The organism is Rhodopirellula sp. P2, assembly GCF_028768465.1.
Lineage (GTDB): Bacteria > Planctomycetota > Planctomycetia > Pirellulales > Pirellulaceae > Rhodopirellula.
On record NZ_CP118225.1, the window covers coordinates 498700 to 524646 of the forward strand.

Genomic DNA, 25947 nt, shown 5'->3' on the forward strand with positions numbered 1-25947 from the left:
ACCGAGGAATTTTGTGAAGCGAGCGTTGATCAGCGACATCCACGGGAACCTTGAAGCGCTGCAAGCGGTTCTGGAAGACATCGACAAGGTCGGGGTCCAAGAAGTCATATGCCTGGGCGATATCATTGGATATGGCCCCAACCCATGTGAGTGCTTGGATCTGGTGATGCGACGATGCAAACACACCATCTTGGGCAACCACGATCAGGCAGCCCTGTTTGATCCAGACGGGTTCAACCCGATGGCTCTGCGGGCGATCTATTGGACTCGCGACGAACTGGACAGCGGCAAAGGCGGCCCCGCCCAGATGAACGCTCGCTGGGACTTCTTGGGTGAGTTGCCACGCTTCATCGATGACGGCGATTTCAAATTTGTCCACGGCTCGCCCCGCGACCCGACCAACGAATACGTCTTCCCCGAATACATGTACGATGCTCGCAAGATGGAAATCCTGTTCGGGAAAATCGACAAGTACTGCTTCATGGGGCACACGCACTTGCCGGGCGTGTTCACCACCGAGTGCGAATTCGTCACGCCGGACGAGTGCGATCACACGTACACTCTGGGCAACAACAAACTGATGATCAACGTCGGCAGCGTTGGCCAACCGCGAGACGAAAACAACCAATCGTGCTACGTCATCTTGGACACCGATGCCCAAACGTTGACCTACCGCCGAGTGGAATACGATTTCGAGAAGACGGCTCAAAAGATTTACGCACAACCCGATCTGGACGATGCCCTGGGCGATCGACTGAAACGAGGACATTGATCGGGTGACACGCACAGCCATTCTTAGCGACATTCACGGAAACCTATCCGCGCTCGAAGCCGTTCTGGCCGATGTGGAGGCTCAAAAGGTCGATCGCATCGTCTGCTTGGGCGACGTGGTCGGCTACGGCCCTGAACCCTGTGCGTGCCTGGACATCGTGATGGGGTTTGATTTCTGCGTCCTCGGGAACCACGACAGCAGTTCTCTGTTCGACCCCGAAGGATTCAACGTCGCGGCCGAGCAAGCGATTTTCTGGACCCGCAGCCAACTCGAAGCAATCGGTGACGATCCAGGCGCCAGCCGCAAACGGATCGAATACCTGTGTGCGTTGCCGCGAACCGTTCGCGAAGACCACTGGTTGTTTGTCCATGGTTCGCCACGTGGACCAACCAACGAATACGTCTTTCCCGAAGACGCTCAGAACACGAAGAAGATGGAAAAGCTGTTTTCGCTCGTCCCACGTGTTTGCTTCCAAGGGCACACGCATGTTCCGGGTGTGTTCACGATGGAACAACGCTTCGTCCGCCCGGCGGACACTGGCACGGGGTACTCCCTGGCCGATCCCAACGCGAAACTGATGGTCAACGTCGGCAGTGTGGGCCAGCCACGTGATGGCGACCCTCGCAGTTGTTACGCGATTGTGGAACCGGATCTGGTGATGTTTCGCCGAGTCGAATACGACATCGAGCGGACCGTCCAAGCCATTGAGAAAGAAGCCGAGCTGGACAATTTCCTAGGCTATCGGCTTCGCGAAGGCCGCTGAGAAAAACGAGTGGCCGATGCCCGGCCAACGCTTGCGCCCGTTTCAGCCCATTGCCAGAATGCGTTAGACGCGGACGTCAATGTGGCCGCTGGCGAGTTGCTTTTGGACGTCAGCCACTTCGGCGATCATCTGCACAATCGCATCGCCGGTCTGTCTTTGCACATCCAGATTTTGTCCCAGCAACGCCACGTCAATCTGCGTTTGGGTTGCGTCTTGGCGGGCCTGCAGGACCTGCTGAACGGCGGGTGGAATGGCACTCATGATCAAACTCGCAAAAAGGTTTGCACGTCGCATCGAACCAGGCACACCCTCGCTCGACACGCAAACCTACGTCACCTTTCGGCCTCCCCGCCGCAATCCTCCTGGCGGGGCCATGGAAACGTGGCTGAACGTCCGTGGCCCTCACCATTGATTCCGATTGTGCGGGTCGCACCGGCTGATCGCCTCACTTGCAGGCGGCGACCTTCGCCGACTCAGTTGCCTTGCAAGATCGCTGGAATCGGCTTCCCCGCCAGTTCGTCCATGATGCCCTGACTGCGTTCTTGAGCGTTGAGGACTTCCATTTTGCCGACGAACAACATCACTTCGCCACCCTCGGGAATGGCCTCTTGAATCAATTTGCCAGCCGCGCGTCCAGCCAAGTAGTTGCTGGTGCCCAGGTAGAATTTTCGGCGTGAGGCCGGCGCATCGCTGTCCTGGCAGATCACCGTGGTGGCTTGGCACGCCTCGTTGATCATCGCCACTTGGTTCTCGGGATCGATCGGGCTGATTGCAATCCCGTCCACTTTCGCGGCCACGTTGGATTCCAAGAATCGCTTTTGCTCTTCGATGGAACCGGAAGAAGGCATCTGCACATCAACCTCACAACCAAATTGCTCCGCCGCACGTTTGCAGCCGGCATCGGCCAGCGTCCAAAACGGGTCCAATGAATTGGTGATGTAGGCGACACGGACCCCCGCCCCGTCGATTTGCTCCTCACCGGACAAAATCGGGCCTTGGCCTGACTTCATCGCGTCCACGTCCGCCGCGAACTCGTTGACATTGTCGAGGGTGATCGACCGGTGAGGAATGATGATCATCCCCGACTCAGGCACCTCGACTTGCCCGCCTTTCACCAGCGTCGTCAGCCACTGCACACTGCGATACCCAAACGCGTAGGGTTGCTGCACAACCGTGCCAAAGACGGACTGATCGCGAATGCCAGCCAAAGTGTCCGGGTGCTCATCAAATCCAACTACCGAAACTTTTCCGACCGCGTCGCTGCTCCGAAGCGCCGCCAAAATCATCGGCGTGTTCTGGCTCCAGAGCCCAACCAAGCACCCCACATTCGGATGCCGCAACAACGTCGTTTCGGCATTTTCTTTCGCTTTCGAATTGTCCTGGTTGTCGGTCAGAATCCCCAGCACGGTGTAGTTACCGCACTGACGCGGAAAACCAGACGCATCCACCGAAGCCTGCCCCACCGTTTCAGGGCCGGATTGCGATTGTTCCGAGGAACTGGAACCAGATTTGCTGCATCCAAGCAGCAGAACCAAACCGAGACATCCCAACCAACAGCGAGCCATAACGACCATTCACGCAAGAGAACCAGAATAAGAAACGTCCCAGTTTAGCAAAGTCGTTCGGCTTCCATGGGATGCCGCAGAGGCACGACGCAGGCCCGAAACCGGTATGAAACCCGCGCGTAATGAAGCCCTTCGAACCAAAGATTTGGCGGAGAAGGTGGCGCGATCAGACATTTTGATCCCAGGACTTCGGGTTTGCGAACGCATAAAATTCAATCGATCCGACCGCAAACAGTTCCCGACCTCTCCTCCCAACAAACCCTTCAGGTGCCCCATGAACACGCCTCTCAAAACACTGAGTCCCACAAAACGCCTTCTGCCCGCTTGGGCGTCGACAGGTCTGGTGGCGTTGGCTATCGCCGGCCTGGGAGCGTTTTTCTTTGCCTCCGATGCGTCCGCCCAAGGTTACCGGTATGGAATCCAAAGCAACGGATTCAATCGTGGCGGCAGCGCCATCATCGGCCAACGAGGCGGTTTGCCTCAAAACAACTACACCGCCCGCCGTCCCAGCATCAGCGGCACCAACTCAAATCGCGGGTCAGTGACAAATTACTACTACAACACCCCACGTCGATCTGGCTACCGCGGTGGGTATGGTTACGGCGGCTACGGGTATGGTGGATATGGGTACGGCTACCGCAGCTATGGATACGGTTTCGTGCCTGGAACGGTCAGCGGAACCGGATTGCAAGTTGGCCCTGGAGGCGGGGTGCAGTTCGGAACGGGAACCTACTATGCCGTTCCACGCTACTACGGCGTGCCAACCTACGGGTTCCGCTGAGAAGAGAAGAAGGAGCAAACGATCGTCGGGATGGAATGGTGGCGAAGCGACCCAAATTTGGCCGACAAACGAAGTTCACGCCTCTTTTGGTTCGCCCTTTGCCTGTGAGTGGGCTGCGATCATAATGTCGGCCCCCGTTTCCCATCGCACCAGGATCTCCTCATGTCTCTTGCCGTTGAGTCCAAATCGGACGTGGATCACCAAACCACCTACTTTCGCTGCATTTCAGGCTGCAGCGCAAAGCACTCGATCTTTGATGTGATCTACACCTGCCCGACTTGCGGCAGTCTGCTGGAGGTCTATCACGAGCGGGAACCTCTGAAACAAAAAAACGCCTACCAGTGGCAACAACTCTTCGATTCTCGTGCCAGCACTTCGAAATGGCCATTCGGCAGCGGCGTCTGGGGCATGCGAGAGTGGGTTGTTCCGTCGTTGGCGAACGAAAACATCGTCAGCATGTTCGAGGGGAACACGAACCTGTTTTGGGCCGAGCGACTCGGTGCCCAACTCGGTGTTCCCGATCTATGGATCAAACTCTGCGGCAACAGCCACACGGGCAGCTTCAAAGACTTGGGCATGACCGTGCTGGTCAGCGTCGTCAAACAAATGATGGCCCAAGGCAGCAGCGTCAAAGCCGTCGCCTGCGCCAGCACCGGTGACACGAGTGCGGCGTTGGCCGCTTACGCCGCCTACGCGGGCATCCCCGCCGTGATCTTCTTGCCCGCTGGGAAAGTCAGCACCGCGCAGTTGATCCAACCCGTCGCCAACGGTGCCCACGTGTTGGCACTCGACACCGACTTCGACGGCTGCATGAAGATCGTTCAAGAAGTCACTCAGGACAATTCGATCTACCTCGCCAACTCGATGAACAGCCTTCGCATCGAGGGCCAAAAAACGGTCGGTATCGAACTGGTGCGCCAATTTGAGTGGGAAGTCCCGGACTGGATCATCATCCCGGTTGGCAACCTCGGAAACATCAGTGCGCTCTACAAGGGTTTCAAGCTGATGCTGGACCTGGGGTTGATCAACCGCATGCCGCGCTTGGTCGCCGCCCAAGCCGAACGCGCCAACCCGTTCTACACCGCTTACAAAAACGGCTTCGCGGAAAAAGTCAGCGTCACTGCTCAAGACACGCTCGCCAACGCGATTCGAATTGGCGATCCGGTCAGCTACGCCAAAGCGGTCAAAGCCGTCCAAGAGACCAACGGCATTGTCGAACAAGCCACCGAAAATGAACTGGCCGAAGCGTCGGCGTCCGCTGACTTGACGGGCATGTTCACGTGCCCGCACACCGGCGTCGCCCTGGCCGTGCTGAAGAAACTGATCGATCGAGGTGAGATCTCCTCCAAGGACAAAACTGTTGTGATCAGCACCGCGCACGGGCTGAAGTTCACGGACTTCAAAGTTGGCTATCACGAGTCAACTCTCGAAGGCATCGACAGCAAACACGCCAACCCAGCGGTCCACTTGCCCGCCGACGCCAACGCTGTCAAAGACGAGATCGCTCGCCGCCTGGAACAACACAACGGCTGATCCATTCGTAAGGCAGGCTTGTCTTGGAGCAGGCCTGCACAAAGACGGTTTGTGCGAAGCAGTCACGGCGGCGTTTTTGCCGCCTGGCGTGGGGTACGGTTCCGAAGTGCAACTGGAGCGGACGCCTCCACGGTGCATGTGTTTTGCCCGTCTATTTTGGTGCCAGTGCTTCGCAGCCAGGAAACATGACTCATCTGCCCCACAAGGGACACCAACAAGTGGTCAACTCGCGGGCAAACCACCTGGCTAGACGGCTGCCATGACACTCATCCTTGGCGTCTCTGCTTACTACCATGATTCCGCCGTCGCACTGCTCAACGATGGGGTGGTGGTCGCTGCTGCAAGCGAGGAACGCTTCACGAGGAAGAAGCATGACGCGGCATTTCCCAGCGAGGCACTGGCAGGCTGCCTGGAGTCAATCGGTGCTAGCGTCTCGGACATCGACTATGTCGGGTTCTACGAAAAGCCATTGCTAAAATTTGAAAGGTTGCTGGAAACCTACCTGGCATACGCTCCACGCGGCTACGCTTCGTTCTCCCGAGCGATGCCACCCTGGCTGCAACTCAAACTGCACCTTCCTCGCGAGATCCGCAAGCATCTCGGCGGCAAAACCAAGCGCCGGATTGTTTTCTGTGAACACCACGAATCGCATGCGGCCAGTGCATTTTATCCCAGCCCGTTTGACGAAGCGGCAATTCTGACGGTCGATGGCGTCGGTGAATGGACCACGACCAGCTGGGGCATCGGAACTCGAGAAAAGCTCGAGCTGAAACAAGACATCCAGTTTCCCCATTCACTTGGCTTGCTCTATTCAGCCTTCACCTACTTCTGTGGCTTCCGAGTCAATTCAGGCGAATACAAATTGATGGGACTCGCCCCGTATGGCGAACCGACGTTTGCGGACGTCATTCGTAAAGAATTGATTCGCGTGAACGAGGACGGAAGCTATGAACTGAACATGAATTACTTCACGTTCGCTCACACGCTTCGGATGACCGGCAAAAAACTGGAACGTCTGCTGGGCATCTCCCGCCGAGACCCAGAGTCCCTGGTCAGACCAGTCGACATGGACATCGCGGCAAGCATCCAGGTTGTCACCGAAGAAGTGATTCTGAAACTCGCATCTCATGTTCACCGTCGGACCGGGAGTGATTCACTGTGCCTTGCAGGCGGTGTTGCGCTCAACTGCGTTTCAAACGGACGACTGCTGCGGGAAGGACCTTTCGAAAACGTTTGGGTCCAACCGGCGGCAGGGGACGCCGGCGGCGCACTTGGAGTCGCTTGGCTGATCTGGCACCGACTGCTGGGGAACGTGCGAACGGCAAATCCCCAAGACGCTCAGCATGGATCCTTGCTGGGGCCACCCATCGACGAATCCAGTGAACTCGCTTCGTTGGTTCGCTCAGGTGCCGTTGTTCAGACATTCAACCACGCATCCGAACTCGACCAACGTGTCGCAAAATTGCTGGCAGAAGGCAAGGTGGTCGGCTGGGTCCAGGGACGCATGGAGTTCGGTCCGCGATCACTGGGAAATCGCAGCATCTTAGGTGACCCTCGCAACACCGAGATGCAGTCGACGATGAACTTGAAGATCAAGTACCGCGAATCATTCCGGCCATTTGCTCCGTCTGTCTTGGAAGAATGTGCCAACGACTGCTTCGAGATGAAGGAGGGCGCATCCAGTCCCTACATGCTGTTCACGTTTGACGTCCTGCCATCTCGCCGAAAAGAGGCGATTGCCCCTGTCGAAGGCATTGAACGCGTGCGGCAAGTCAGAAGTGACTTGCCCGCCATCACCCACCTGGACTATTCAGCCCGTGTTCAGACCGTCAGCGAAAATCGCCAACCTCGATTCCATTCCTTGCTCAAGGAATTCCATGAGCAAACCGGCTGCCCAGCACTGATCAACACCAGCTTCAACGTGCGAGGGGAACCCATCGTGCGAACAGCAGCGGACGCCTACCGTTGCTTCCTGGCGACCCAAATGGATGCTCTGGTCGTGGGCAATCATCTGATGCTCCGCGAGGAACAGCCCGCGAGTGCGGTCGCCTCCAGTCAAACTTACCTTTCCAACCTGGCTCCCGATTGATCCCAACACCATGCCGCTAATCGATCTCCAGGCGTCCCCTTCGCAGTCCATGCGTCGCTGGTTCGGGTTGTCACTGGGCCTGCTCCTGATCATCGCTTCGTTTTTGATCAGCGACTTTGGACAGTGGCTCAATCTCGTCTTGCTGATCGCGGGACTCGTCGTCGTCACTGTTTACTATGCTTGGCCAACATCCCAGCAACCAATCATTCGGGGCTGGCAACACGCGACCTATCCGATTGCCTTTTGTGTTGGCCATCTGCTGCTCGGAACGATCTACTTTCTCGTCCTGACGCCCATCGCTCTGGTCTTGAGAACCAAAGGGCACAACCCATTGAACCTCAAACAAGAGGGTCGCTCCAGCAACTGGAACAATCGCGAATCAACGCCCACGCCCGACCAATACTTCAAGCAGTTTTAGCTTCCATATGCCTGACCCCAGAACGCCTTCCCAGCCCACGCCCTCCCAGCCCACGGCTTCCGATGACTTCGAACGCGAATCGGAACAGCAGGACATTGGTCTGCTGCGAGAATTCGTGATGTTTCTACGCGAGAACAAAAAGTGGTGGATGATCCCACTTGTCGGATCCCTGTTGCTGGTGGGCTTGCTCAGCATCATGGCCAGCAGCGGGGCGGCACCGTTCATCTACACACTGTTTTGATCCAGTGAGAGGCGGTCGCCCCGTGGCCAAACAGTGGGTCACTCGGGGCGAAGGACGGGGAACAGGATCACGTCGCGGATGGATTTCTGGTTCGTCAGAACCATCACCAAGCGATCGATACCGATCCCCAGTCCGCCAGCGGGCGGCATGCCGTAACGCAATGCTCGGACGAAGTCGTGGTCCATCTTGGCCATTGAGTCTTCGTCGTCCAGACCTTCGAGCTGAGTCTTGAACAACTCTTCTTGCAGATCGGGATCGTTCAGTTCGGTGTAGGCATTGGCCAATTCCATCCCGCAAATGAACATCTCGAATCGCTCGGCGATTTCGGGATTGTCTTTTTTGCGTTTCGTCAGCGGGCAGATGCTGGCGGGGTAATCGGTCACGAAGATCGGACCTTGCAGCGAATCCTCGACCTTCTCTTCGAAGATCTCATTGCGGATCACATCGGGGTGCTTGCCATCGATGGTCAGCTTCAGGCTCTTGGCGTATTCCTTGACAGCGCCTTCGTCAGCGGGGTCGATGCCAGTGGCTTTTTGGAACAACTCCGCGTACGTCGCACGCTCAAACGGCGGCGTGAAGTCCAGCATTGTGCCGTTGTACTCACGTTGGAATCCACCGCCGATTTTTTCGATCGCGTCGCAGACGATCTTCTCGGTCAGATCCATCATCGATTCGTAGTTGCCGTACGCCTGGTAGGTTTCCAGCATCGTGAACTCAGGGTTGTGCCGTGGCGACAACCCTTCGTTGCGGTAGACACGCCCCATTTCGTAAACACGTTCCATCCCGCCGACCATCAATCGCTTGAGGTGCAGCTCCAATGCGATTCGCATCGTCAGCTTCATATCCAGAGCGTTGTGATGCGTTTCGAACGGACGCGCGGCAGCGCCACCGGGAACGGTGTGCAGCGTGGGGCCTTCGACTTCGCAGAACCCTTGATCATCCAACGTCGAGCGAATGCTCTTGATGATTTTGGTGCGATCGAGGAACGTTTGCATCACGCCATCGTTGAACGCCAAGTCGGCGTAACGCATGCGTTGACGGAGGTCTTGATTGGTCATCCCGGCGTGCTTTTCCGGTGGGACTTCCAGCATTTTCGTCAGCAGGAACATTTCTTCCGCGAACACGGTCAACTCGCCCGTGTTGGTGCGTCCCAGGCGGCCTTGGACACCGATCAAATCGCCCAGGTCAAACAGCTTGGCCAAATCGAAGTTTTCGTCACCGACCTGTTTCTTGCCGACAAAGATCTGAATGTCGCCCGTCCAGTCGCGGATGTTCATGAAGATCAACTTGCCCGTCGGCCGTGACAGTTGAATCCGTCCGGCAACACGAACAATCGGCCCAATTTCCTCGCCTGGGCCGTTGTCGGCCTTCCATTGGCGGTAATCGACGTCTTCGCTTTCGAAGTCGGGCAGGGCGATCGCTTCGCCTTCCTTGGGCTGCCACAGAATCGTTGGAATGCGATCGCGGCACTCGCTGACCAATAAACGGTCGTCAAAACGCTGGCCCCAGGGATCGATGCCTTTGGCGGTGATTTCTTCCAGTTTGTGCCGACGAGCCGCGTGCGGGTCGGTCAAATCAAGGTCGTCGGCGTTGGAAGGCGTAGCGGTCACGGCAAAGGCACTTGCGAGGGTGAAAAAATCGATTTAACCGACGATTGTGAATTTGCCGCCTCATTCACGCAAGGGAGCCGGTTTTCGCGTCCCCCCCGTTTTCGCAAACGGACTGAATTTCGCGAGCGCACTGGCATGCCACGGGCCCTAGAAGGAAGACACCGCTTGCCATCCTTTCGCCGGCCCCCGCCGCTGGCGATTGGCCGCGTTTGCAAATTGCGAAAACGGTGGTTTGTGTTCTAATGAAGTGCTTGCCGTGAACAGGCACGAATTATCCTCGATGCTGGTTTCCCTGGCATTTTGCCACTCATCCCTCGTTCCCGAATTCGTTTGATGCAACTTCCCATCCTCCCGCAGAACAACGTGACGGTCGCTTCACCGGGGACAGACCCGCTGATCGATCCTGAATCGGGAAAACCGCGGGGGCGGTACGCGGTCGTTTCATTGGGCTGTCCCAAGAACCTCGTCGACACCGAACAAATGCTCGGTCGCCTCGACGCCGACGGGTACCGGATGGTCGATTCGGTTGACGGTGCCGACTTCGTCGTGGTCAACACCTGCGGGTTCATCGACTCGGCGCGTGACGAATCCATGGCCGCCATCGATGAGATGCTGGCGCTCAAACGGGACGGCAAACTTCGCAACGTCGTCGTCACGGGATGCTTGGCCGAACGACAACAGGGCAAACTGCTGGAAGCTCGCCCCGACATCGACGCCTTGGTCGGCGTGTTCGGGCGCAACGACATCGTGTCGGTCGTTGACGAACTCTATTCAGGACTGCAAGAACAACGCACGATCTTCAAACCCGCCGCGGTCAACCCACTCAGCGACGCGATGCGATCGGCTGTCACGCCGCGACACTTTGCCTACCTTAAAATCAGCGAAGGCTGCGACCGGCTGTGCACGTTCTGCGCGATCCCCAAGATGCGTGGCAAACACTTCAGCAAACCGATCGAACAGATCATCGACGAAGCCAAACGCTTGGGTGACAGCGGCGTTCGCGAAATTGTGGTCGTGGCTCAAGACACGACCTACTACGGCATGGACCGCTACGGCGAACCTCGCCTGAACCAGTTGCTACAAGAACTCGACAAAATCGAATCGGTCGACTGGATCCGGTTGATGTACTTCTACCCGATGTACATCGACGACGCGCTCATTGACACGCTGGCATCGGCCAAGCGAATTGTGCCGTACATCGACATGCCACTGCAGCATGCCAGCGACAAGATGCTGAAACGCATGGCTCGCAAAACAACGCGGTCCTTGCAAACCGATATCGTTCAAAAGCTTCGCTCGCGAATCGATTCGCTGGTGATGCGAACCACGATGATCACGGGATTCCCCGGCGAGACCGAAGAGGACTTCGTCGAGCTGATGGACTTCGTCCAAGAATCTCGATTTGAAAACCTGGGCGTGTTCACTTACAGCATCGAAGAAGACACACCGGCCGCAAGATTGCCCAATCGAGTGGATCCCGCCGTGGCCGCGCGACGTCGTGATGACTTGATGGAACTGCAACAACAGATCGCGTTTGATTGGAACGATTCTCGCGTCGGTGGAACCGAAGACGTTCTGATCGATGCCAAGATGCCCGAACAAGAAGGCGTGTTCATCGGCCGCACACGGAGCGAGGCGCCCGATGTCGACGGACTGATTTACGTTTCGCAAGTCGACCCGGATTCGCCCGTGGAAGTCGGACAAATTCGCCCCTGCGAAATCGTTGCGTCCCAAGGCTACGACTTAGTGGCCGCAGCGACTTAACAAGAAGCGGGAGAGAGGTGTCAGGTACCTTTTGTGCACAGCACCCGCAGGGCGGTCCCGGCAAAAGGTCTCTGACACCTCTTTTCCAACCATTCCCTCACCGCCACTGCTCACTCGCTCGTTTGTTCCCCTTGATTTTGGTCGCCTCATGGCTGGTCCTTCGATCTACAACGTCCCCAATGCACTGACGACAGCACGGTTTGTGTTGGCGATCGCGGTGATGGTGTTGATCCCAGCGGGCATGTACATGGCCGCCATGATCGTCTTTCTGATCGCGGCCTCGACCGACTGGATGGACGGTTACTGGGCTCGCAAATACGGGCAAGTCACCAAGCTCGGAAGAATCTTCGATCCGTTCGTTGACAAGATCATCATCTGCGGTTCCTTCATCGCTTTGGTCGAGGTCCCCGACAGCCCAGTCGCGTCCTGGATGGCCACGATCGTGATTGCTCGCGAATTGCTGGTCACCAGTTTGCGAGGCATCATCGAAGGTGCCGGAGGCGATTTCTCAGCCAGCTGGCTGGGAAAATGGAAAATGGTGCTGCAGTGCGCCGCCGTTGTTGCCGTGTTGCTAACGTACATTGTCACCCCGCTGCCGCTGTGGCTGAGCTGGACGACCTGGGTTTTACTCTGGGGAGCCATTGGATTGACGGTTTACTCCGGTGTGGACTACACCCTGATCGCCGCACGAGTGATGCAGTCCGAGGCGGGTCTCGAAGTCCCTGCCGATCCCACGGTCACTCCCGCCACCCCCGATTCTTCGCAAGCCATGCCCTCCGAAAACAATCCCGACGCCAACGAAGGCCCCTCGAACAAGAACCCGGCGTCGCCACGCGATGACGCCGACCTTCGCTCCGTTTCCAACGAACTCCCAACCCAATGAGTTTCGGATTGGCACCGGCGTCATGGTGGGCGCGGTCATTCCTGGCGCAAGGCGAAGTTGCCTTGCCAACGGACTCGGCCGAATCACCTGCCTTGGGCGAGATCGCGGCCGACACGGCAGAAGTGGTCGAACTGGGCCCGACCGAGATCGCGCTGTCGATCTTGTCGATCCTGATTCTCTTGGCGTTCGCGACCTCGCTGTCGCGTTGGATCCGGATGCTTTATCGCGGGCATCGACCGTTTGGTGAAAAAGCCTTTGTCCCGGTCCGTGCCAGGCACCTCCCGTTTTGGTCGGTGATCTACTTCGTGGTCTTCATCGGGGCGTTGATCTTCAGCACCTCCTTGCTGCAAGGTGCGTTTCAGTTTGCTGGCTGGATCGAACGACCAGCCGTCACTGACACCGCTGTCCTGTTGGATTCGTCATCGGAACCCTTGGTCGCAACGGATCCGTCGGAACCGACGACGGATCAAGTCAACGAAGTGGCGGCAACGGAATCAGACCCCGTCGAAGAAACCGAAGCGGCCACCACTCCGGGGCTCTCCGTCCCGCAACTGACATTGAGTTCGCTGGGGATGTTGTCGGCGACCTTGATCACGCTGGCGATGTTGTGCTTGAACCACCGCGAAGCAATTTCGCGAATTGGCCTGATTCCACAACGTGGCGACATCAGTCTCGGTTTTCGATCCGCGTTGATGATTCTGCCGCCGACGATGTTGATCATGACCTTGGTCTCAATCATGCAGGATTATTCGCACCCGGTCTTGGACGCTCTCCAACCGGACGAAGCGGACGCCGGCCCGAACTACGGCGTCTTTGCTCTGCTGTTCATCACTACCGCTCTGGTGACCCCCGTGGTCGAGGAGTTCTGGATCCGTGGCTTGCTGCAAGGTGGGCTGCAACGCTTGGCCGATTGGCGACTCGCGATCGTTCGAAAATCCCTGGATCCGGCTGTCGCTTCAATCGAAACGCCCGGAAACGAATTTGCGTATGGCGTCGCGGACACAGAGGAGTCCACTGACGAAACGGCATCCCTGGCCGCCACCGCCGTTTCACTGAAGGTGGATTCAAACGACTGGACGCCCACTGCGATTTGGCCCGTCTTCGCCGCCAGCCTCGTGTTTGCGTTGCTGCATTGGGGCCAGGGCCTCGCACCGATCCCACTGTTCTTTTTGTCACTGGGGCTGGGTTATCTGTATCGGCAAACCGGTTCGCTGATCCCACCGATCATCGTCCACTTCGTGCTCAACGGACTGACCATGGTGATGACTTTGATCGAGATGTCGCGGGCATGATGTCACCGTCCACGGACAACTTGATTCGTATTCGAGGTGCCCGGGTTCATAACCTTCTCAACCTCGACGTCGACATCCCTCGCGACGCGATCACGGTCATCTCGGGAGTCTCCGGCAGCGGCAAGAGTTCGCTCGCGTTCGACACACTTTTCGCGGAAGGCCAACGGCAATACATCGACAGCTTGTCGACTTATGCCCGGCAATACCTCGACGCCATCCCACGTCCCGATGTGGACTGGATCGACGGGTTGGCACCGACATTGTCAATCGATCAAAAGAGCGGTTCGCACTCGGCTCGCAGCACCGTCGCCACGATCACCGAGATCTACGACTACCTGCGTCTGCTGTACGCGCGAGTGGGTGTTCCTCACTGCGTCGCCTGCGGCAGCACGATCAGCACGCAAACGCCCGATCGCATTGTTGCGACATTGGCGGCTCTGCCCGATCGCACCAAGCTGACCTTGATGAGCCCCATGGTTCGTGGCCGCAAAGGGGCTCACGCGGATGTATTGGAACAAATCGCCGGCCACGGATTGGTGCGTGCTCGCGTCGATGGCGAAATGTATCTGCTCGAAGATGTGCCTCCGCTTGCCGTCCGCAAGAACCACACGATCGAAGCGATCGTCGACCGACTGATCATCAAAGACGGCGTCGCCGCTCGACTGGACGAGTCGACTCGCTTGGCGTTGCGGCTTGCTGGAGGAATGTGCTCGGCCTTGATCGATCGCGGGGACGGCGAACCAGAAACCAAACTTTTCAGCACTTCGATGACTTGCTTGGAGTGTGGTGAAAGTTTCGAAGAGCTGGAACCACGAACGTTCAGCTTCAACAGTCCCTACGGTGCCTGCCCGACTTGCCAAGGCCTTGGCAAAGTTGCCGTCCGCGGCGACAAGTCGCACATGGTGACCTGTTCGACTTGCGAGGGCGGGCGACTGAAAGCGGAATCGCTGGCCGTCACGATTCACGACGTGTCCATTGATGCCCTGTGCCGGATGCCGTTGCCGGACGCCCAGTCGTGGATGGAAAACGTTGCCAAGCCACTCGATGCATTGCAACAAAAAGTCGCCGCTCCGATTCAATCCGAAGTCGTCCGCCGCATCGATTTCTTGCGACGTGTCGGTGTCGACTACCTGACCCTGGACCGTTCAGCGGAAACGCTCAGCGGCGGCGAAATGCAACGCGTCCGTCTGGCCACCAGCATTGGCAGCGGCCTGGTTGGCGTCTGCTACGTCCTGGACGAACCTTCGATTGGACTGCATCCCGCTGACCACCACCGGTTGCTCGCCGCGATCAAAGAATTGCAGACCGCCGGCAACACCATCGTGATTGTGGAGCACGACGAAGACACCATCCAAGCCGCGGACCATGTCATCGACATCGGCCCCGGTGCAGGTCGCCATGGCGGCCGGTTGGTCAGCCAAGGCACCGCGGCAGAAGTCGCCGACGATGAATCCAGCCCCACGGGAGCCTACCTGTCCGGACGTTCGAAGATTGGACTGGACCGACCAAGACGCACACCTCGCAAATCGCATCAATTAACGCTCAGCGGCGCAACACTGAACAACTTGCAAAACGTCACCGCGAAAATCCCGCTGGGATGCTTGGTCGGGGTCAGCGGTGTTTCTGGCAGCGGAAAGAGCTCGCTGATTGTCGACACGCTCTACCCAGCTCTGGCTGCCAAGCTGGAATTGGTCGCCGACCAACCCGGCCCCCACAAACGGCTGACCGGTGCTCAGCACATCGACAAACTGGTTCCCATCGACCAAACACCCATCGGCCGAACGACGCGAAGTTGCCCCGCCACCTACGCCGGTGTCATGGATCCGATTCGGCAAGTCTACGCGAGCACACGGGAGGCCAAGACGCTTGGGTTCGCCGCGAATCGATTCAGCTTCAACAGTCCGGCCGGTCGCTGCGACGTCTGCAAAGGCAACGGCTTCGAACGCATCGAGATGAATTTCCTGAGCGACTTGTTGATCGAGTGTTCACGCTGCGGCGGCAAACGTTTCAACCGCCAAACGCTGCAAGTCCGGTTCAAGGGAGCCACGATCGCCGACGTGCTCGGCATGACCATCGACGCGGCCCAAGAGTTCTTTGAGAACGTGCCGAAAGTCCATCACTTGCTGACGTCGCTCGTCGACGTTGGACTGGGCTATGTGACACTGGGGCAATCCAGCACCACGCTCAGCGGTGGCGAAGCCCAACGGATCAAACTGGCCACGGAGCTCGCGCGACCGGCAACCGGCAAAACGTTTTACGTGCTCGACGAACCAACGACCGGTTTGCACTTTGCTGATGTGCAGCGTCTGCTCGTCGTGCTCGATCGCTTGGTCGAAGCCGGCAACACGGTCCTTGTGATCGAACACCAATCCGATCTGCTGGCCGCCTGCGACTGGCTGCTTGATCTCGGCCCCGGCGGCGGCTCCCAAGGCGGCCACCTGCTCGCCGAAGGCCCGCCGGAAACCATCGCCGCCTGCCCCGAATCCGCCACCGGAAAATTCCTGCGACTGAAGTGAGTCTCGAGGTTTCCACCCCGAGGCAAGCGAGCCAGCCCCTTCTAGGACGAATTCGTGGATGACTCCGGAGGAGTCCGCGTCAATAGCTCGGGGCGGGAGCCCCGAGGCTGCTGATGAACCAAATGACATCGCCCCGGATGGGGCCGGCGTGGATTCGATGAGGGGTCGAGAATACTCAGACGGACAGGCAGGAGTGCCCAAGCTACGATCGTCACGCATGGTCGTTGCCCTGCTCGTCGGTTCATCGACCTCGCTCATACTCGCGGCACGACGATTTCAACGAGAAACGGCCGACCAACGCTTCGCCCTTCACGCACCGGATACTTACCGACGTGGCCGGAGGGTGCCCTCCACCATCCATTCACCTTTACCGGGCGGCATCGTTTCACCCGGCCAAGTCATGCCGAAGCGTCCTGATGCTGCTGAACTCGAAAGCCGACACCAGGGCGACGGGCTTCCGCTCTGGTGCAGACATTTGGTCAATCGCCCTCCGTCCCATTTCTTCCACCGGCTGAGCTGAGTCTCGAGGTTTCTATCCCGAGGCAAGCAAGCCAGCCCTTTCCAGGGCGAATTCGTGGATGACTCCGGAGGAGTCCGCGTCAATAGCTCGGGGCGGGAGCCCCGAGGCTGCCGATGAACCACATAACATCGCCCCGGATGGGGCCGTCGTTGACTCGATGAGGGGCCGAGAACACTCAGGCGGACGGGCAGAAGTGCCCAAGCTACGATCGTCACGCATGGCTCGTTGTCTTGCTCGTTGGTTCATCGACCTCGCTCATGCTCGGCGGCAAGACGATTTCAACGAGAAACGGCCGACCAACGCTTCGCACTTCACGCACCGGATACTTACCGCCGTGGCTGGAGGGTGCCCTCCACCATCCATTCACCTTTGCCGGGCGGCATCGTTTCACCCGGCCAAGTCATGCCGAAGCGTCCTGACGCTGCTGAACTCAGAAATCGACGCCAGGGCGAAGGGGCTCCGCTCTGGTGCAGAAGTTTGGTCAATCGACCTCCGTCCCCTTTCTTCCACTGGCTGAACTGAGTCTCGAGGTTTCCATCCGAGACAAGCAAGCCAGCCCCTTCCAGGGCGAATTCGTGGATGACTCCGGAGGAGTCCGCGTCAATAGCTCGGGGCGGGAGCCCCGAGGCTGTTGATGAACCAAATGAAATCGCCCCGGATGGGGCCGGCGTGGATTCGATGAGGGGCCGAGAACACTCAGACGGACAGGCGAGGGTGCCCAAGCTACGATCGTCACGCATGGCTCGTTGTCTTGCTCGTTGGTTCATCGACCTCGCTCATGCTCGCGGCAAGACGATTTCAACGAGAAACATCCGGCGATGCGAAAACGCTAGAACGACACGGCGGCTTCCTACAACTGAACGTGCTCGCAAATCGATTCAATATCTCCCGCAAGAACTGCATCCCAGGCGATGCTGATCCGCCAACCAAGCAGCAACATCCCTGGGCGACGCTCGAACACCTTGATACTCGACTTCTTCATCCCAGTCGAGCAAGGCGTGGAGGGTGCCGTCCACCATCCATTCACCTTCGTTGTGAGGCATCGTTGCACCCGACCGAATCATGCGGCAGCGTCCTGTCGCTGCTGGACTCAGAAGTCGACGTCAGGGCGACGGACCGCTGCTCCGGTGCAGCACCTTGGGCAATTTACCCCCGTCCCCTTTGATCCGCCTATTTCGCAGGTCCAGGTTTGGCGTTGCTCTCAAGATACGTTTGCCGACGCAACAAAGGTGAGTCCTCATCTTCAACCGTCAGCACTTGAGATCCGACAAGAGAGAGGCCGTTCTTTTCGATTCGATACTCAAACACGTTCTTCCTTACAATCCAGTTAGCAATCGCTTCGATGTGTACGCTCTTCGCGGAGCGGCGAATGCTGACAATGCTGGCTGATGATGGGCAGATAAGTTGCCAATGCACAATTCCTTCCTCTGTAACAAAAGCTGCAATTGTCTGAATGGCATAATCTGCTGCATCGGGGTAGGCTAGCTCGCTAAAAACAAAGACGACCTCGTCATTAGTTCGTCCCGGAAACGCCGAAACCATGCGCATAGCCTGAAACCTTCCAAGAGTAATTTCCTTAAGTTTTTCCGAATCAGGCTCTGTGTTACTCAGGACAAGTTGAAAGAAATTCCTCTCCAACGGTGTGTAGCGTTTACTGTCAATTAGTTGTGACAGGCTTCGCTCTGATTGAGGAGGGTCTGCAGCCGGAAGTCGTGTGCAGAAAAGAACAATTGCGATGCCTGCAAGGATTGAAAATGCAGGCGAATCTTGTGTCTGTCTCGCGTTCGACACCATCGAAAATTCCTTGCTTTGTAAAAACAGATGTTTGCCGCTTCGGATCTTCTGAAGCAATCTAACGTTTATGTATCCCGGCCTTTACGATCCGCATTTCAAGCTCTTGCCCTTCAACGGCAATCAAGGCGTGGAGGGCGCCGTCCACCATCCATTCACCTTCGCCGGGCAGCATCGTTTCCTCCGACGAGATCAGACGGAAGCATCGTGTCGCTGCTGGACCCAGAAGTCGACGTCAGGGCGACGGACCTCTGCTCCGGTGCAGCACCTTGGTCAATCTCCCTCCGCCCCCTTTGATCCGCCCTGACCAAACGCTAAACACTACCGCAAGCAGAGAAATTAAAAATACACCAAGTCGATCTGGCTCAAACACGCGTCTGAGTTTATCCATCTGGTTTAGCTCGAACCTACGAGGCGATTCGTCATGAGTATAAACAACATAGAACGGTAATTTCCCTGCTCGAAAACTGGACACGCTCGAGTTGTAGGAAGGGGCTTCCCACCCATTGAATTCGACTACCTGTGTCAAGACATTTGCACCGGATAGTCGACGAGCAAGCACTGTGTCGTTTGCAAATTTTGTCCCGAGAGCGGAATCGCTACTGTACGACGGCGAGTAAAGCACTAGCACAACTCGATTGTCCGCGAGTGCCGCACGAAAAGCCTTTTCATTAAAAGGCAGCCATTCTACAGTGGTGTTTCGTGGTAGATATGGCTTGGCTGCGACAAGCATTGCAGCGATGATTGCCGATACTGTAAGCAATGAACAGATGGATTGCCTGCCCAAAAACCTATGCTTGGATACTCCTGTTGACCTTTGGCGACTTATCATTAGATCGCTAATCAATTTGACTGTTGGTTGGAGCTTCGTTTCCGTTCGGACCTATGTAAATAGGATTTTGGCCAAACTGAACGGTAATGTATCGCGAAGGAGCCATTTCTTCCGTTATCTCCATGCCGTTCCTTTGGTGAGTATAGACAAACGGCCTAGGGAAAGTTAATTCTTCAAACTCATTTACGATCTTCAGCTCGTTGATATTCGACCACGTCTCTTGGACTTCTTTCTCTGGTCCGGCTATCGTCAAGACAGCGACCGGTTTAGCTATCCTAACAATTTCTCTCCAGGTTACCGGGTACATTGGTGAGTGTCGGATAACCATATCTGAAACCGAATCCTCTTCTAATCTTTCGGTCAGAGGTCTCACAACATAATAGACACCGCCAGGTCGCTCGACCGTATAATCTACGTATTTCGGGTCGGTTGCAAAGTCCTTATACAAATGGTTTTCGTCTTCTCCATAAATGTTAATTGCCTCGCCGCTGCCGGTGGGGCGTACTGGAGTCCCACCTTGCGTACCTGTTGTGTTGACCTTGGGCAATGGCTGATACGCTTCAAGGCCGCTGGGATCCGTTCGTACAGTTGTAGCATTTCCAACATATCGATATAAATTGTATTCTCCTGCCTTGAACCCAATCGGGTCCTGGCTCATCCAACGACCATTGCTGGTATCGAAATAGCGAGCCCGGTGGTAGTTCAATCCGCTGGCTTCGTCTCGTTCCCTGCCGGTGAAGCCGTAAAGGAAATCGACGTCGGTGTCTGTTTCGCTGACTACGTTTCCGTAGGCGTCGTAGACAAGATGGTTCTCAACCGTGCCATCAGAATCGACCACGTCGCGGACGCTGCCTAATTGATCAGAGAGTGCCCAGAGCGTGTCACCGGTGGAATCGTCTTCGATCGCAAAAACTTGGTCGACTGCGGGACCGTGAAGCATTCGTCGGGTGATCGACCCTGATTCATCGCTAATTGCTAGAATATCGGTTCCACTGTAGATGTAGCGAGTGATCTGCTCTGGAAGCGGCCCCGCTCCGTCGAGATCCACACTCATGCTCACTCGCCGGTCAAGCACGTCGTATGTGTGCTCGACAACCTGAGTCACGGTGCCCGAGTTGTCTTTGTTGGTGATGGAAATCAAACGATTGCGATGGTCCCAGGTGTAAGTCACCGTTTTGTCGTCAGCGGGATCCGAACTGACTCGTGTCTTGACAGTTGAGTTTCCTTCATCGTTGTTCTCCATCTTCGTGATCAAGTGAGGTAAGCCGCCCCATCGAGTCAAATAGCAGATCGGTGGTTGCAACGGACGCAACTGGCGTCACTGTGGCGGATGAGTACCGAGCGATGGAGTTCACTCGACCGCAATCTACATTCCGTTGGAACGATTTCTTGGCGCGGTAGCCTTCGTCAGCGTCCGTAAGCCTTTTGTTGAAAGCGTTTTGCAGAGATGCGATTTAGAAATTGATCCCTCGTGTTTCAGCGGGTTTCGCTCTCGCCGCATATTCTTTGCCGACGCTGCTGCTCAATCCCTTAGCTCAACTGCTTAAAATGAAGGCATTCGCAGAATGCCCCCTTGGTGTGAACATCCCAGTTGCCCAGCACGACCGTTCAGAGAGTAGGAAGAATCTTGTTTGGCGCAAAATGCCCTCGCAATTTCTCGTCGTCTGTGCATCCGTTTTCGATTGAGATCAAGGCTTCGATGAGGCAGGGTGGGTTCCCACGACGTGCGCCATGATTAGGCTTGCGTTTTCGTTGACCTTGCAACGACCCAGTTCCGAAGATTTCCCCGCCATAACCCCGCGAACAACAGGCTTTTTGTCACCATGCCTCATCCCGATAGCATTCTGGTGACCGGAGCGACCGGCATGATCGGTGCCCCGGTGGTGAGACGTGCGGCGGCTGCGGGGCACCACGTGCGGGCGGTCGTGCGATCGGGATCGGATCGTTCGGTCCTGGATGGCTGCGATGTGGAGTGGGTGGATTCGGATTTGACCGATCCCAATGCTGCGTACCAGAACGCGATTCGCAAGAGCGACGTGATCGTTCACACCGCGGCTCATGTGGGCGATTGGGGGCCGGTGTCGACCTACCGAGCGATCAACTTGGATGCAGTCGAGGACCTGCTGCGTTTTGCCTCAGGCTCGGATCGATTGCGTCGGCTCGTTCACCTCAGTGCACTCGGTGTCTACCAAGCCAAGCACCACTTCGGAACCGATGAAACCACGCCCGTCGACCTTCGCGGTTTCGATGGCTACACCCACACGAAAGCACTCGCGGAAGGACTCGTGAATGCCGCTCATGAAAAAGACGGCATGCCAACCGTGATCGCTCGCCCCGGATTCACGTATGGCGAAGGCGATCGACGGATCTTGCCAAGGCTGATGCAGCGATTCCGAAACGGTTCGATCCGGATGATCGGCGACGGCCAGCGAGTGCTCAACAACACCAACATCGACAACCTCATCGACGGATTGTTGCTGTGCATCGACCACGACGCGGCGGTGGGTGAGACCTTCAACTTGCGAGACGAGCGTTTGGTCACGCGAGCGGAATTCCTCGGCGCGGTGGCAGACTTCCTTGAGCTTCCACCTCCCAAACGTGTTCCGCTATGGTTCGCCAAAGTCGCTCGCCCGGTTCTTGAAACCTACGGCCGAATTCGCGGTGCGGACGAGCCACCTTTGCTGACCGGAGCGACGATGAAGTTCATGACGCTGAATTTGGACTTCAGCATCGAGAAAGCCAAACGCTTGCTCGGCTATCAACCGCGAATCGATTTTCGTGAAGGAATCCAAGACGCACTGAAGTGGGCGGCAGAAAATGCAAGTCACTGAACTCACCGCGTTCCTGGTTCCGCTGCCGCTCAAACGCGAAATCAAACACGCTTCGTTCACGCGAACGGAAAGCATCAACCTGCTGATCCGATGCAAATTGTCCAACGGCACAATCGGCTGGGGCGAAGGCGTCCCGCGACCTTACGTGACGGGGGAAACACCCGAAGGATGCTTGCAACAACTGTCGCAATCCGATCTGCAACCTGCACTGATGCGACCGGCATCCAATTGGTCGGATGTGATTTCGATCTGCGATGGATTGGAATTTCACAACGAAGCCGATGATCCTCGTGGATGCGGTTCCAATTCGCTGCGATGCGCGGTCGAACTCAGTTTGCTCGATGCGTTTGGCAAGCACTTCGGGCAACCTGTCAGCGCGGTGGTGCCGCACGTTGCCGAAGCAGCAGAGATCCATCTGAAACAACCTCGCGTTCGCTACTCCACCACAATCACATCCTCGGGTGCCAAAAGCGAGCGCATCTCCGCTCTTAAAATGCGTGCCTATGGGTTCGCTCAGTGCAAAATCAAAGTCGGTGTGAACGGGCAAGACGACCCGTCACGTGTCGCTCGCATTCGACGCTGGATTGGCCGAAACGTGGACCTGCGGTTGGATGCCAACGAAGCTTGGCGTCCCGAGGAAGTCATCGAGAAGATGCGTCCGCTTCGCGAGTTCGGTGTGACTTGCATCGAGCAACCGGTGGCTCACGATGAGGTCGATGCCCTTGCGTCGCTTCGCGAATCGATTGGCGTTCCGATCATGCTGGACGAATCATTGACCAGCCGCATGGATGCCAAGCGGGCCATCGAGCTGGGAACTTGCGACCTGTTCAACCTTCGGCTTTCCAAGTGCGGTGGCTTCTTGAGTTGCCTTCGATTGGCCGCGCTCGCCCGAGCATCGGGGCTTGGTTGTCAACTCGGGTGTCATCCCGGCGAGTCCGGTGTCCTCTCGGCAGCCGGCCGACACTGGGCCAGCTCCGTTCGCGACATTCGATACCTCGAAGGTTCGTACGATCGACACTTGCTGACCGCTTTGCCAACGCAGGAGGACATCACGTTCCGATACGGCGGCTGGGCACCGGCACTCGATTCACCAGGCCTGGGAGTCACGATTCGCGAAGATTGGTTGCGGCAGAACGCGAAAGCGGAACGCACGTTTGTGGGCAATGCTCAATGAATGGCACGCAGCAATCGCCACAGTGCGAAATCGAAATGTTCGACGGTGCCGGTCGGTTGCGATTGATGTCGCGGCGATGGAGAGTAACTCGTCCGCGCGGTCGCGTGGTGTTTTTGCACGGCATCGTCAGCCACTCGGGATGGTATTTGGCCAGTTGCGATGCTCTCGCTCAGAACGGATTGGAAGTCCACTTCCTGGACCGTCGCGGCTCGGGAGGCAACCCGTCTCGGCGTGGCGATGTCGATGACTGGCGGTTGTGGATTGACGACGTGGTCCTGTTTCTAGAATCTCAACCGCGCGACGTTCCGTTGATCCTGGGCGGGATCAGTTGGGGCGGCAAACTGGCATCCGTGCTGGCCGCCGAGCGTCCTGATCTGATCGATGGGTTGGCACTGGTTTGCCCTGGAATCCACGCGGCGCAGTTTCCTTCGCCAGCCAAGTACCGATTGCTCGGCGGACTTTCGCGAATCGGCCTGGGCGGTCTGCGGGTTCCGATTCCGCTGAAGGACCCCGCGTTGTTCACGGGAGTCGCTCGCTGGCAATCGTTCATCCAAAAGGATTCGCTGACGCTGCGAAAAGTCAGTGTTCGATTCGCGTTGGAAGACCGGAAACTGACCCAGCACGCTCGGGAAGTGGTCCCGACGATCCGCACGCCGACCTGGTTGGTGCTGGCGGGACAGGACCGGATCGTCGACAACGCGAAAACACGCGAAATGTTTGATCGAATGGCGGCGAGCGACAAAGAATGCACGTGTTACGACCAGGCCGCCCACACATTTGAGTTCGAACCGGACCCGCGGCCCTATTTTCGTGATCTGACGAATTGGGTGACTCGGGTCGCTCGCAAAACGGCTGGGGATTGAGCCCATGGGAAGGATGCGGGATATTGCCGGTGAATCTCCGTTTTTCCTGACTCACCGGCTCACCGCATGACTGCCTCCGCGATCTTGGCCTGCCAAAAACATCCCGTCACGACCATCATCGGGCTGGAAGTCCACGTCCAACTCAAAACACGAACCAAGCTGTTTTGTGGGTGCACCACCGAATTTGGTGCCCCGCCCAACACTCAGGTTTGCCCGGTTTGCCTGGGGATGCCCGGAGCGCTACCCGTGATGAACCGGGAGGCGATCGCGTTGTCCGTCAAAACCGGATTGGCGCTCAATTGCGACATTCCCCCGCTGACCAAGTGGGACCGCAAGCAATACTTCTACCCCGATTTGCCGAAGGGCTATCAGATCAGCCAGTTTGATTTGCCGATCTGTGCCGATGGGTACCTGACAATCAGCACCGACGATGGCGAGACCGAACGCCGAATCAGGCTTGTACGGGCGCACTTGGAAGAGGACGCTGGCAAGAGCATGCACGATGAAGCTTCGGGCATCAGCGACACCAAGATCGACCTCAACCGATGCGGCACACCTCTGTTGGAAATCGTCAGCCAACCGGACCTCCGGTCTGCCGATGAGGCCAGGGCTTACCTGAGCGAACTGAAGTTGCTGCTGACTCACCTGAAGGTTTCCGATTGCGAAATGCAAGAAGGCAGCCTGCGAGTGGATGCCAATGTGAACCTGCACATCGACGTCGAAGGCAAAAAGATCGCGACGCCGATCGTTGAAATCAAGAACCTCAACAGCTTCCGAAACGTTCAGCGATCGATTGACTACGAAGTGCAACGCCAGCTCGTCGCGTGGGAAGAAAACCGCCAAACGATCGATGACTCTCCCAAGACCACTCGTGGTTGGGATGACTCCGCCGAGCAAACGTTTGCTCAACGCGAGAAAGAAGAGTCAGCGGACTACCGTTACTTCCCCGATCCCGATTTGCTGCCCGTTCGCCTGCCTCGCGAATACGTGGATTCCATTGCCGAATCGTTGGGCGAATTGCCCGCCGTGACTCGCGAGCGACTGCAGACGCAGCACCGCATCAAACCGTATGACGCCGAGGTGATCGTCAACCAAGGTCCCGACGTGATCGAATACTTCGAGACCGCCGTGAAAGCCAGCGGCGACGGACGTCGCACAGCATCGTGGATGATGCAGGACGTCATGCGAACGATGAAGGAACGCAACCTCGACATCGATGCCTTCCCTGTGCCGGCCGAGCGACTCGGGGAACTGATTCGGATGATTGCCGACGGAAAACTGGACAACAATCGGGCTCGCGATGTGTTTGAGCACTTGCTCACGCATGACGAAACGATCGACCAAGCCACCAAGTCCTTGGGCATCGAAGCGGTCGACGACGATGCGCTGGAATCACTGTGCAAGGAACTGTTGGCGGCCAACCCACAAGTCGTCGAGGACGTGCAGGGCGGCAAGCAACAAGCGGTCGGAGCCTTGATCGGACAAGCCAAAAAGAAGAACCCCAACGCATCCCCGCAGGCCGTCCGCCAATTGCTGATCGACCTGATCGCGAAGATGTAGTCGCCCGACAGCCAGTGGACAACGACGGCGTTCCTGCACAACCCGCACAATCGTTTCGGTCTGGATCCGGCGGCAACTGGAACGGTGACGTGATGTCGCAGAACCGCCTCGTCCAATGCCGATGATGGGGTGTGGGGTACGTTTGAATA

At 57.2% G+C, this 25947-nt stretch carries 21 protein-coding genes; 15 read left to right on the plus strand and 6 right to left on the minus strand.

Annotated features, from left to right (window positions below; genetic code table 11):
* The first annotated feature begins 13 nt into the window (after positions 1-13).
* Both PSR62_RS01750 and PSR62_RS01755 read left to right on the plus strand, forming a co-directional pair.
* Positions 14-772 carry a metallophosphoesterase family protein gene (locus PSR62_RS01750; RefSeq protein WP_274406123.1) on the plus strand — a complete coding sequence of 253 codons (759 nt, stop codon included), beginning with the start codon at positions 14-16 and terminating at the stop codon, positions 770-772.
* 4 nt (positions 773-776) lie between these two features.
* Complete coding sequence (locus PSR62_RS01755; protein ID WP_274406124.1) at positions 777-1535, plus strand: metallophosphoesterase family protein; 759 nt, start codon at positions 777-779, stop codon at positions 1533-1535.
* A gap of 63 nt (positions 1536-1598) precedes the next feature.
* On the opposite strand, the gene PSR62_RS01760 is transcribed toward PSR62_RS01755, so the two are convergent.
* Both PSR62_RS01760 and PSR62_RS01765 read right to left on the minus strand, forming a co-directional pair.
* Positions 1599-1796, minus strand: coding sequence for a hypothetical protein (locus tag PSR62_RS01760; RefSeq protein ID WP_274406125.1), 198 nt, complete (start codon positions 1794-1796; stop codon positions 1599-1601).
* 212 nt (positions 1797-2008) lie between these two features.
* Complete coding sequence (locus PSR62_RS01765) at positions 2009-3100, minus strand: substrate-binding domain-containing protein (protein WP_274406126.1); 1092 nt, start codon at positions 3098-3100, stop codon at positions 2009-2011.
* Between the two features lie 274 nt (positions 3101-3374).
* On the opposite strand from PSR62_RS01765, the gene PSR62_RS01770 reads away from it, so the two are divergent.
* The 5 genes from PSR62_RS01770 to PSR62_RS01790 all read left to right on the plus strand — a co-directional run bounded on the left by PSR62_RS01770 (position 3375) and on the right by PSR62_RS01790 (position 8162).
* The gene (locus tag PSR62_RS01770; protein WP_274406127.1) at positions 3375-3881 is read left to right on the plus strand and encodes a hypothetical protein; all 507 of its coding nucleotides are present in this window, start codon (positions 3375-3377) and stop codon (positions 3879-3881) included.
* Positions 3882-4043: 162 nt separating this feature from the next.
* Complete coding sequence (gene thrC / locus PSR62_RS01775) at positions 4044-5414, plus strand: threonine synthase (RefSeq protein WP_047812509.1); 1371 nt, start codon at positions 4044-4046, stop codon at positions 5412-5414.
* A gap of 259 nt (positions 5415-5673) precedes the next feature.
* The gene (locus PSR62_RS01780; protein WP_274406128.1) at positions 5674-7503 is read left to right on the plus strand and encodes a carbamoyltransferase family protein; all 1830 of its coding nucleotides are present in this window, start codon (positions 5674-5676) and stop codon (positions 7501-7503) included.
* Positions 7504-7513: 10 nt separating this feature from the next.
* A complete protein-coding gene (locus PSR62_RS01785; protein WP_274406129.1) occupies positions 7514-7921 on the plus strand; it encodes an SxtJ family membrane protein in 408 nt (135 codons plus the stop codon).
* Positions 7922-7928: 7 nt separating this feature from the next.
* A complete protein-coding gene (locus PSR62_RS01790) occupies positions 7929-8162 on the plus strand; it encodes a DUF5989 family protein (RefSeq protein WP_274406130.1) in 234 nt (77 codons plus the stop codon).
* A 38-nt stretch (positions 8163-8200) separates the two neighbouring features.
* Here PSR62_RS01790 and lysS read toward each other — a convergent pair whose 3' ends face one another.
* Positions 8201-9772: a lysine--tRNA ligase gene (gene lysS / locus PSR62_RS01795; protein WP_274406131.1), complete on the minus strand. Its 1572-nt coding sequence runs from the start codon at positions 9770-9772 to the stop codon at positions 8201-8203.
* Positions 9773-10105: 333 nt separating this feature from the next.
* Between lysS and rimO the strand changes: the two genes are divergently transcribed.
* From rimO to uvrA, 4 genes are all read left to right on the plus strand, one after another.
* On the plus strand, positions 10106-11536 hold the full coding sequence (gene rimO, locus PSR62_RS01800; protein ID WP_274406132.1) for a 30S ribosomal protein S12 methylthiotransferase RimO: 1431 nt from the start codon (positions 10106-10108) through the stop codon (positions 11534-11536).
* 148 nt (positions 11537-11684) lie between these two features.
* Entirely contained in the window at positions 11685-12419 is a 735-nt protein-coding gene (gene pgsA, locus PSR62_RS01805) for a CDP-diacylglycerol--glycerol-3-phosphate 3-phosphatidyltransferase (RefSeq protein WP_274406133.1), read from the plus strand.
* Complete coding sequence (locus PSR62_RS01810) at positions 12416-13711, plus strand: CPBP family intramembrane glutamic endopeptidase (RefSeq protein ID WP_274406134.1); 1296 nt, start codon at positions 12416-12418, stop codon at positions 13709-13711. Before pgsA ends, PSR62_RS01810 begins: the two co-directional genes overlap by 4 nt.
* On the plus strand, positions 13708-16227 hold the full coding sequence (gene uvrA / locus PSR62_RS01815) for an excinuclease ABC subunit UvrA (RefSeq protein ID WP_274406135.1): 2520 nt from the start codon (positions 13708-13710) through the stop codon (positions 16225-16227). Before PSR62_RS01810 ends, uvrA begins: the two co-directional genes overlap by 4 nt.
* Before the next feature lie 1398 nt (positions 16228-17625).
* On the opposite strand, the gene PSR62_RS01820 is transcribed toward uvrA, so the two are convergent.
* From PSR62_RS01820 to PSR62_RS01830, 3 genes are all read right to left on the minus strand, one after another.
* Positions 17626-17790 (minus strand): hypothetical protein, encoded by a 165-nt coding sequence (locus PSR62_RS01820; protein WP_164922373.1) that lies wholly within the window; start codon positions 17788-17790, stop codon positions 17626-17628.
* 127 nt (positions 17791-17917) lie between these two features.
* Positions 17918-18598 carry a hypothetical protein gene (locus PSR62_RS01825; protein WP_274406136.1) on the minus strand — a complete coding sequence of 227 codons (681 nt, stop codon included), beginning with the start codon at positions 18596-18598 and terminating at the stop codon, positions 17918-17920.
* A 779-nt stretch (positions 18599-19377) separates the two neighbouring features.
* Complete coding sequence (locus tag PSR62_RS01830; RefSeq protein WP_274406137.1) at positions 19378-20613, minus strand: RHS repeat-associated core domain-containing protein; 1236 nt, start codon at positions 20611-20613, stop codon at positions 19378-19380.
* Positions 20614-21193: 580 nt separating this feature from the next.
* Between PSR62_RS01830 and PSR62_RS01835 the strand changes: the two genes are divergently transcribed.
* From PSR62_RS01835 to gatB, 4 genes are all read left to right on the plus strand, one after another.
* On the plus strand, positions 21194-22201 hold the full coding sequence (locus tag PSR62_RS01835; protein WP_274406138.1) for an NAD-dependent epimerase/dehydratase family protein: 1008 nt from the start codon (positions 21194-21196) through the stop codon (positions 22199-22201).
* Positions 22188-23375 (plus strand): dipeptide epimerase, encoded by a 1188-nt coding sequence (locus PSR62_RS01840; protein WP_274406139.1) that lies wholly within the window; start codon positions 22188-22190, stop codon positions 23373-23375. Before PSR62_RS01835 ends, PSR62_RS01840 begins: the two co-directional genes overlap by 14 nt.
* Entirely contained in the window at positions 23372-24238 is an 867-nt protein-coding gene (locus PSR62_RS01845; RefSeq protein ID WP_274406140.1) for an alpha/beta hydrolase, read from the plus strand. Before PSR62_RS01840 ends, PSR62_RS01845 begins: the two co-directional genes overlap by 4 nt.
* A 66-nt stretch (positions 24239-24304) precedes the next feature.
* Positions 24305-25798 carry an Asp-tRNA(Asn)/Glu-tRNA(Gln) amidotransferase subunit GatB gene (gene gatB, locus PSR62_RS01850; RefSeq protein WP_274406141.1) on the plus strand — a complete coding sequence of 498 codons (1494 nt, stop codon included), beginning with the start codon at positions 24305-24307 and terminating at the stop codon, positions 25796-25798.
* Positions 25799-25947: the final 149 nt, after the last annotated feature.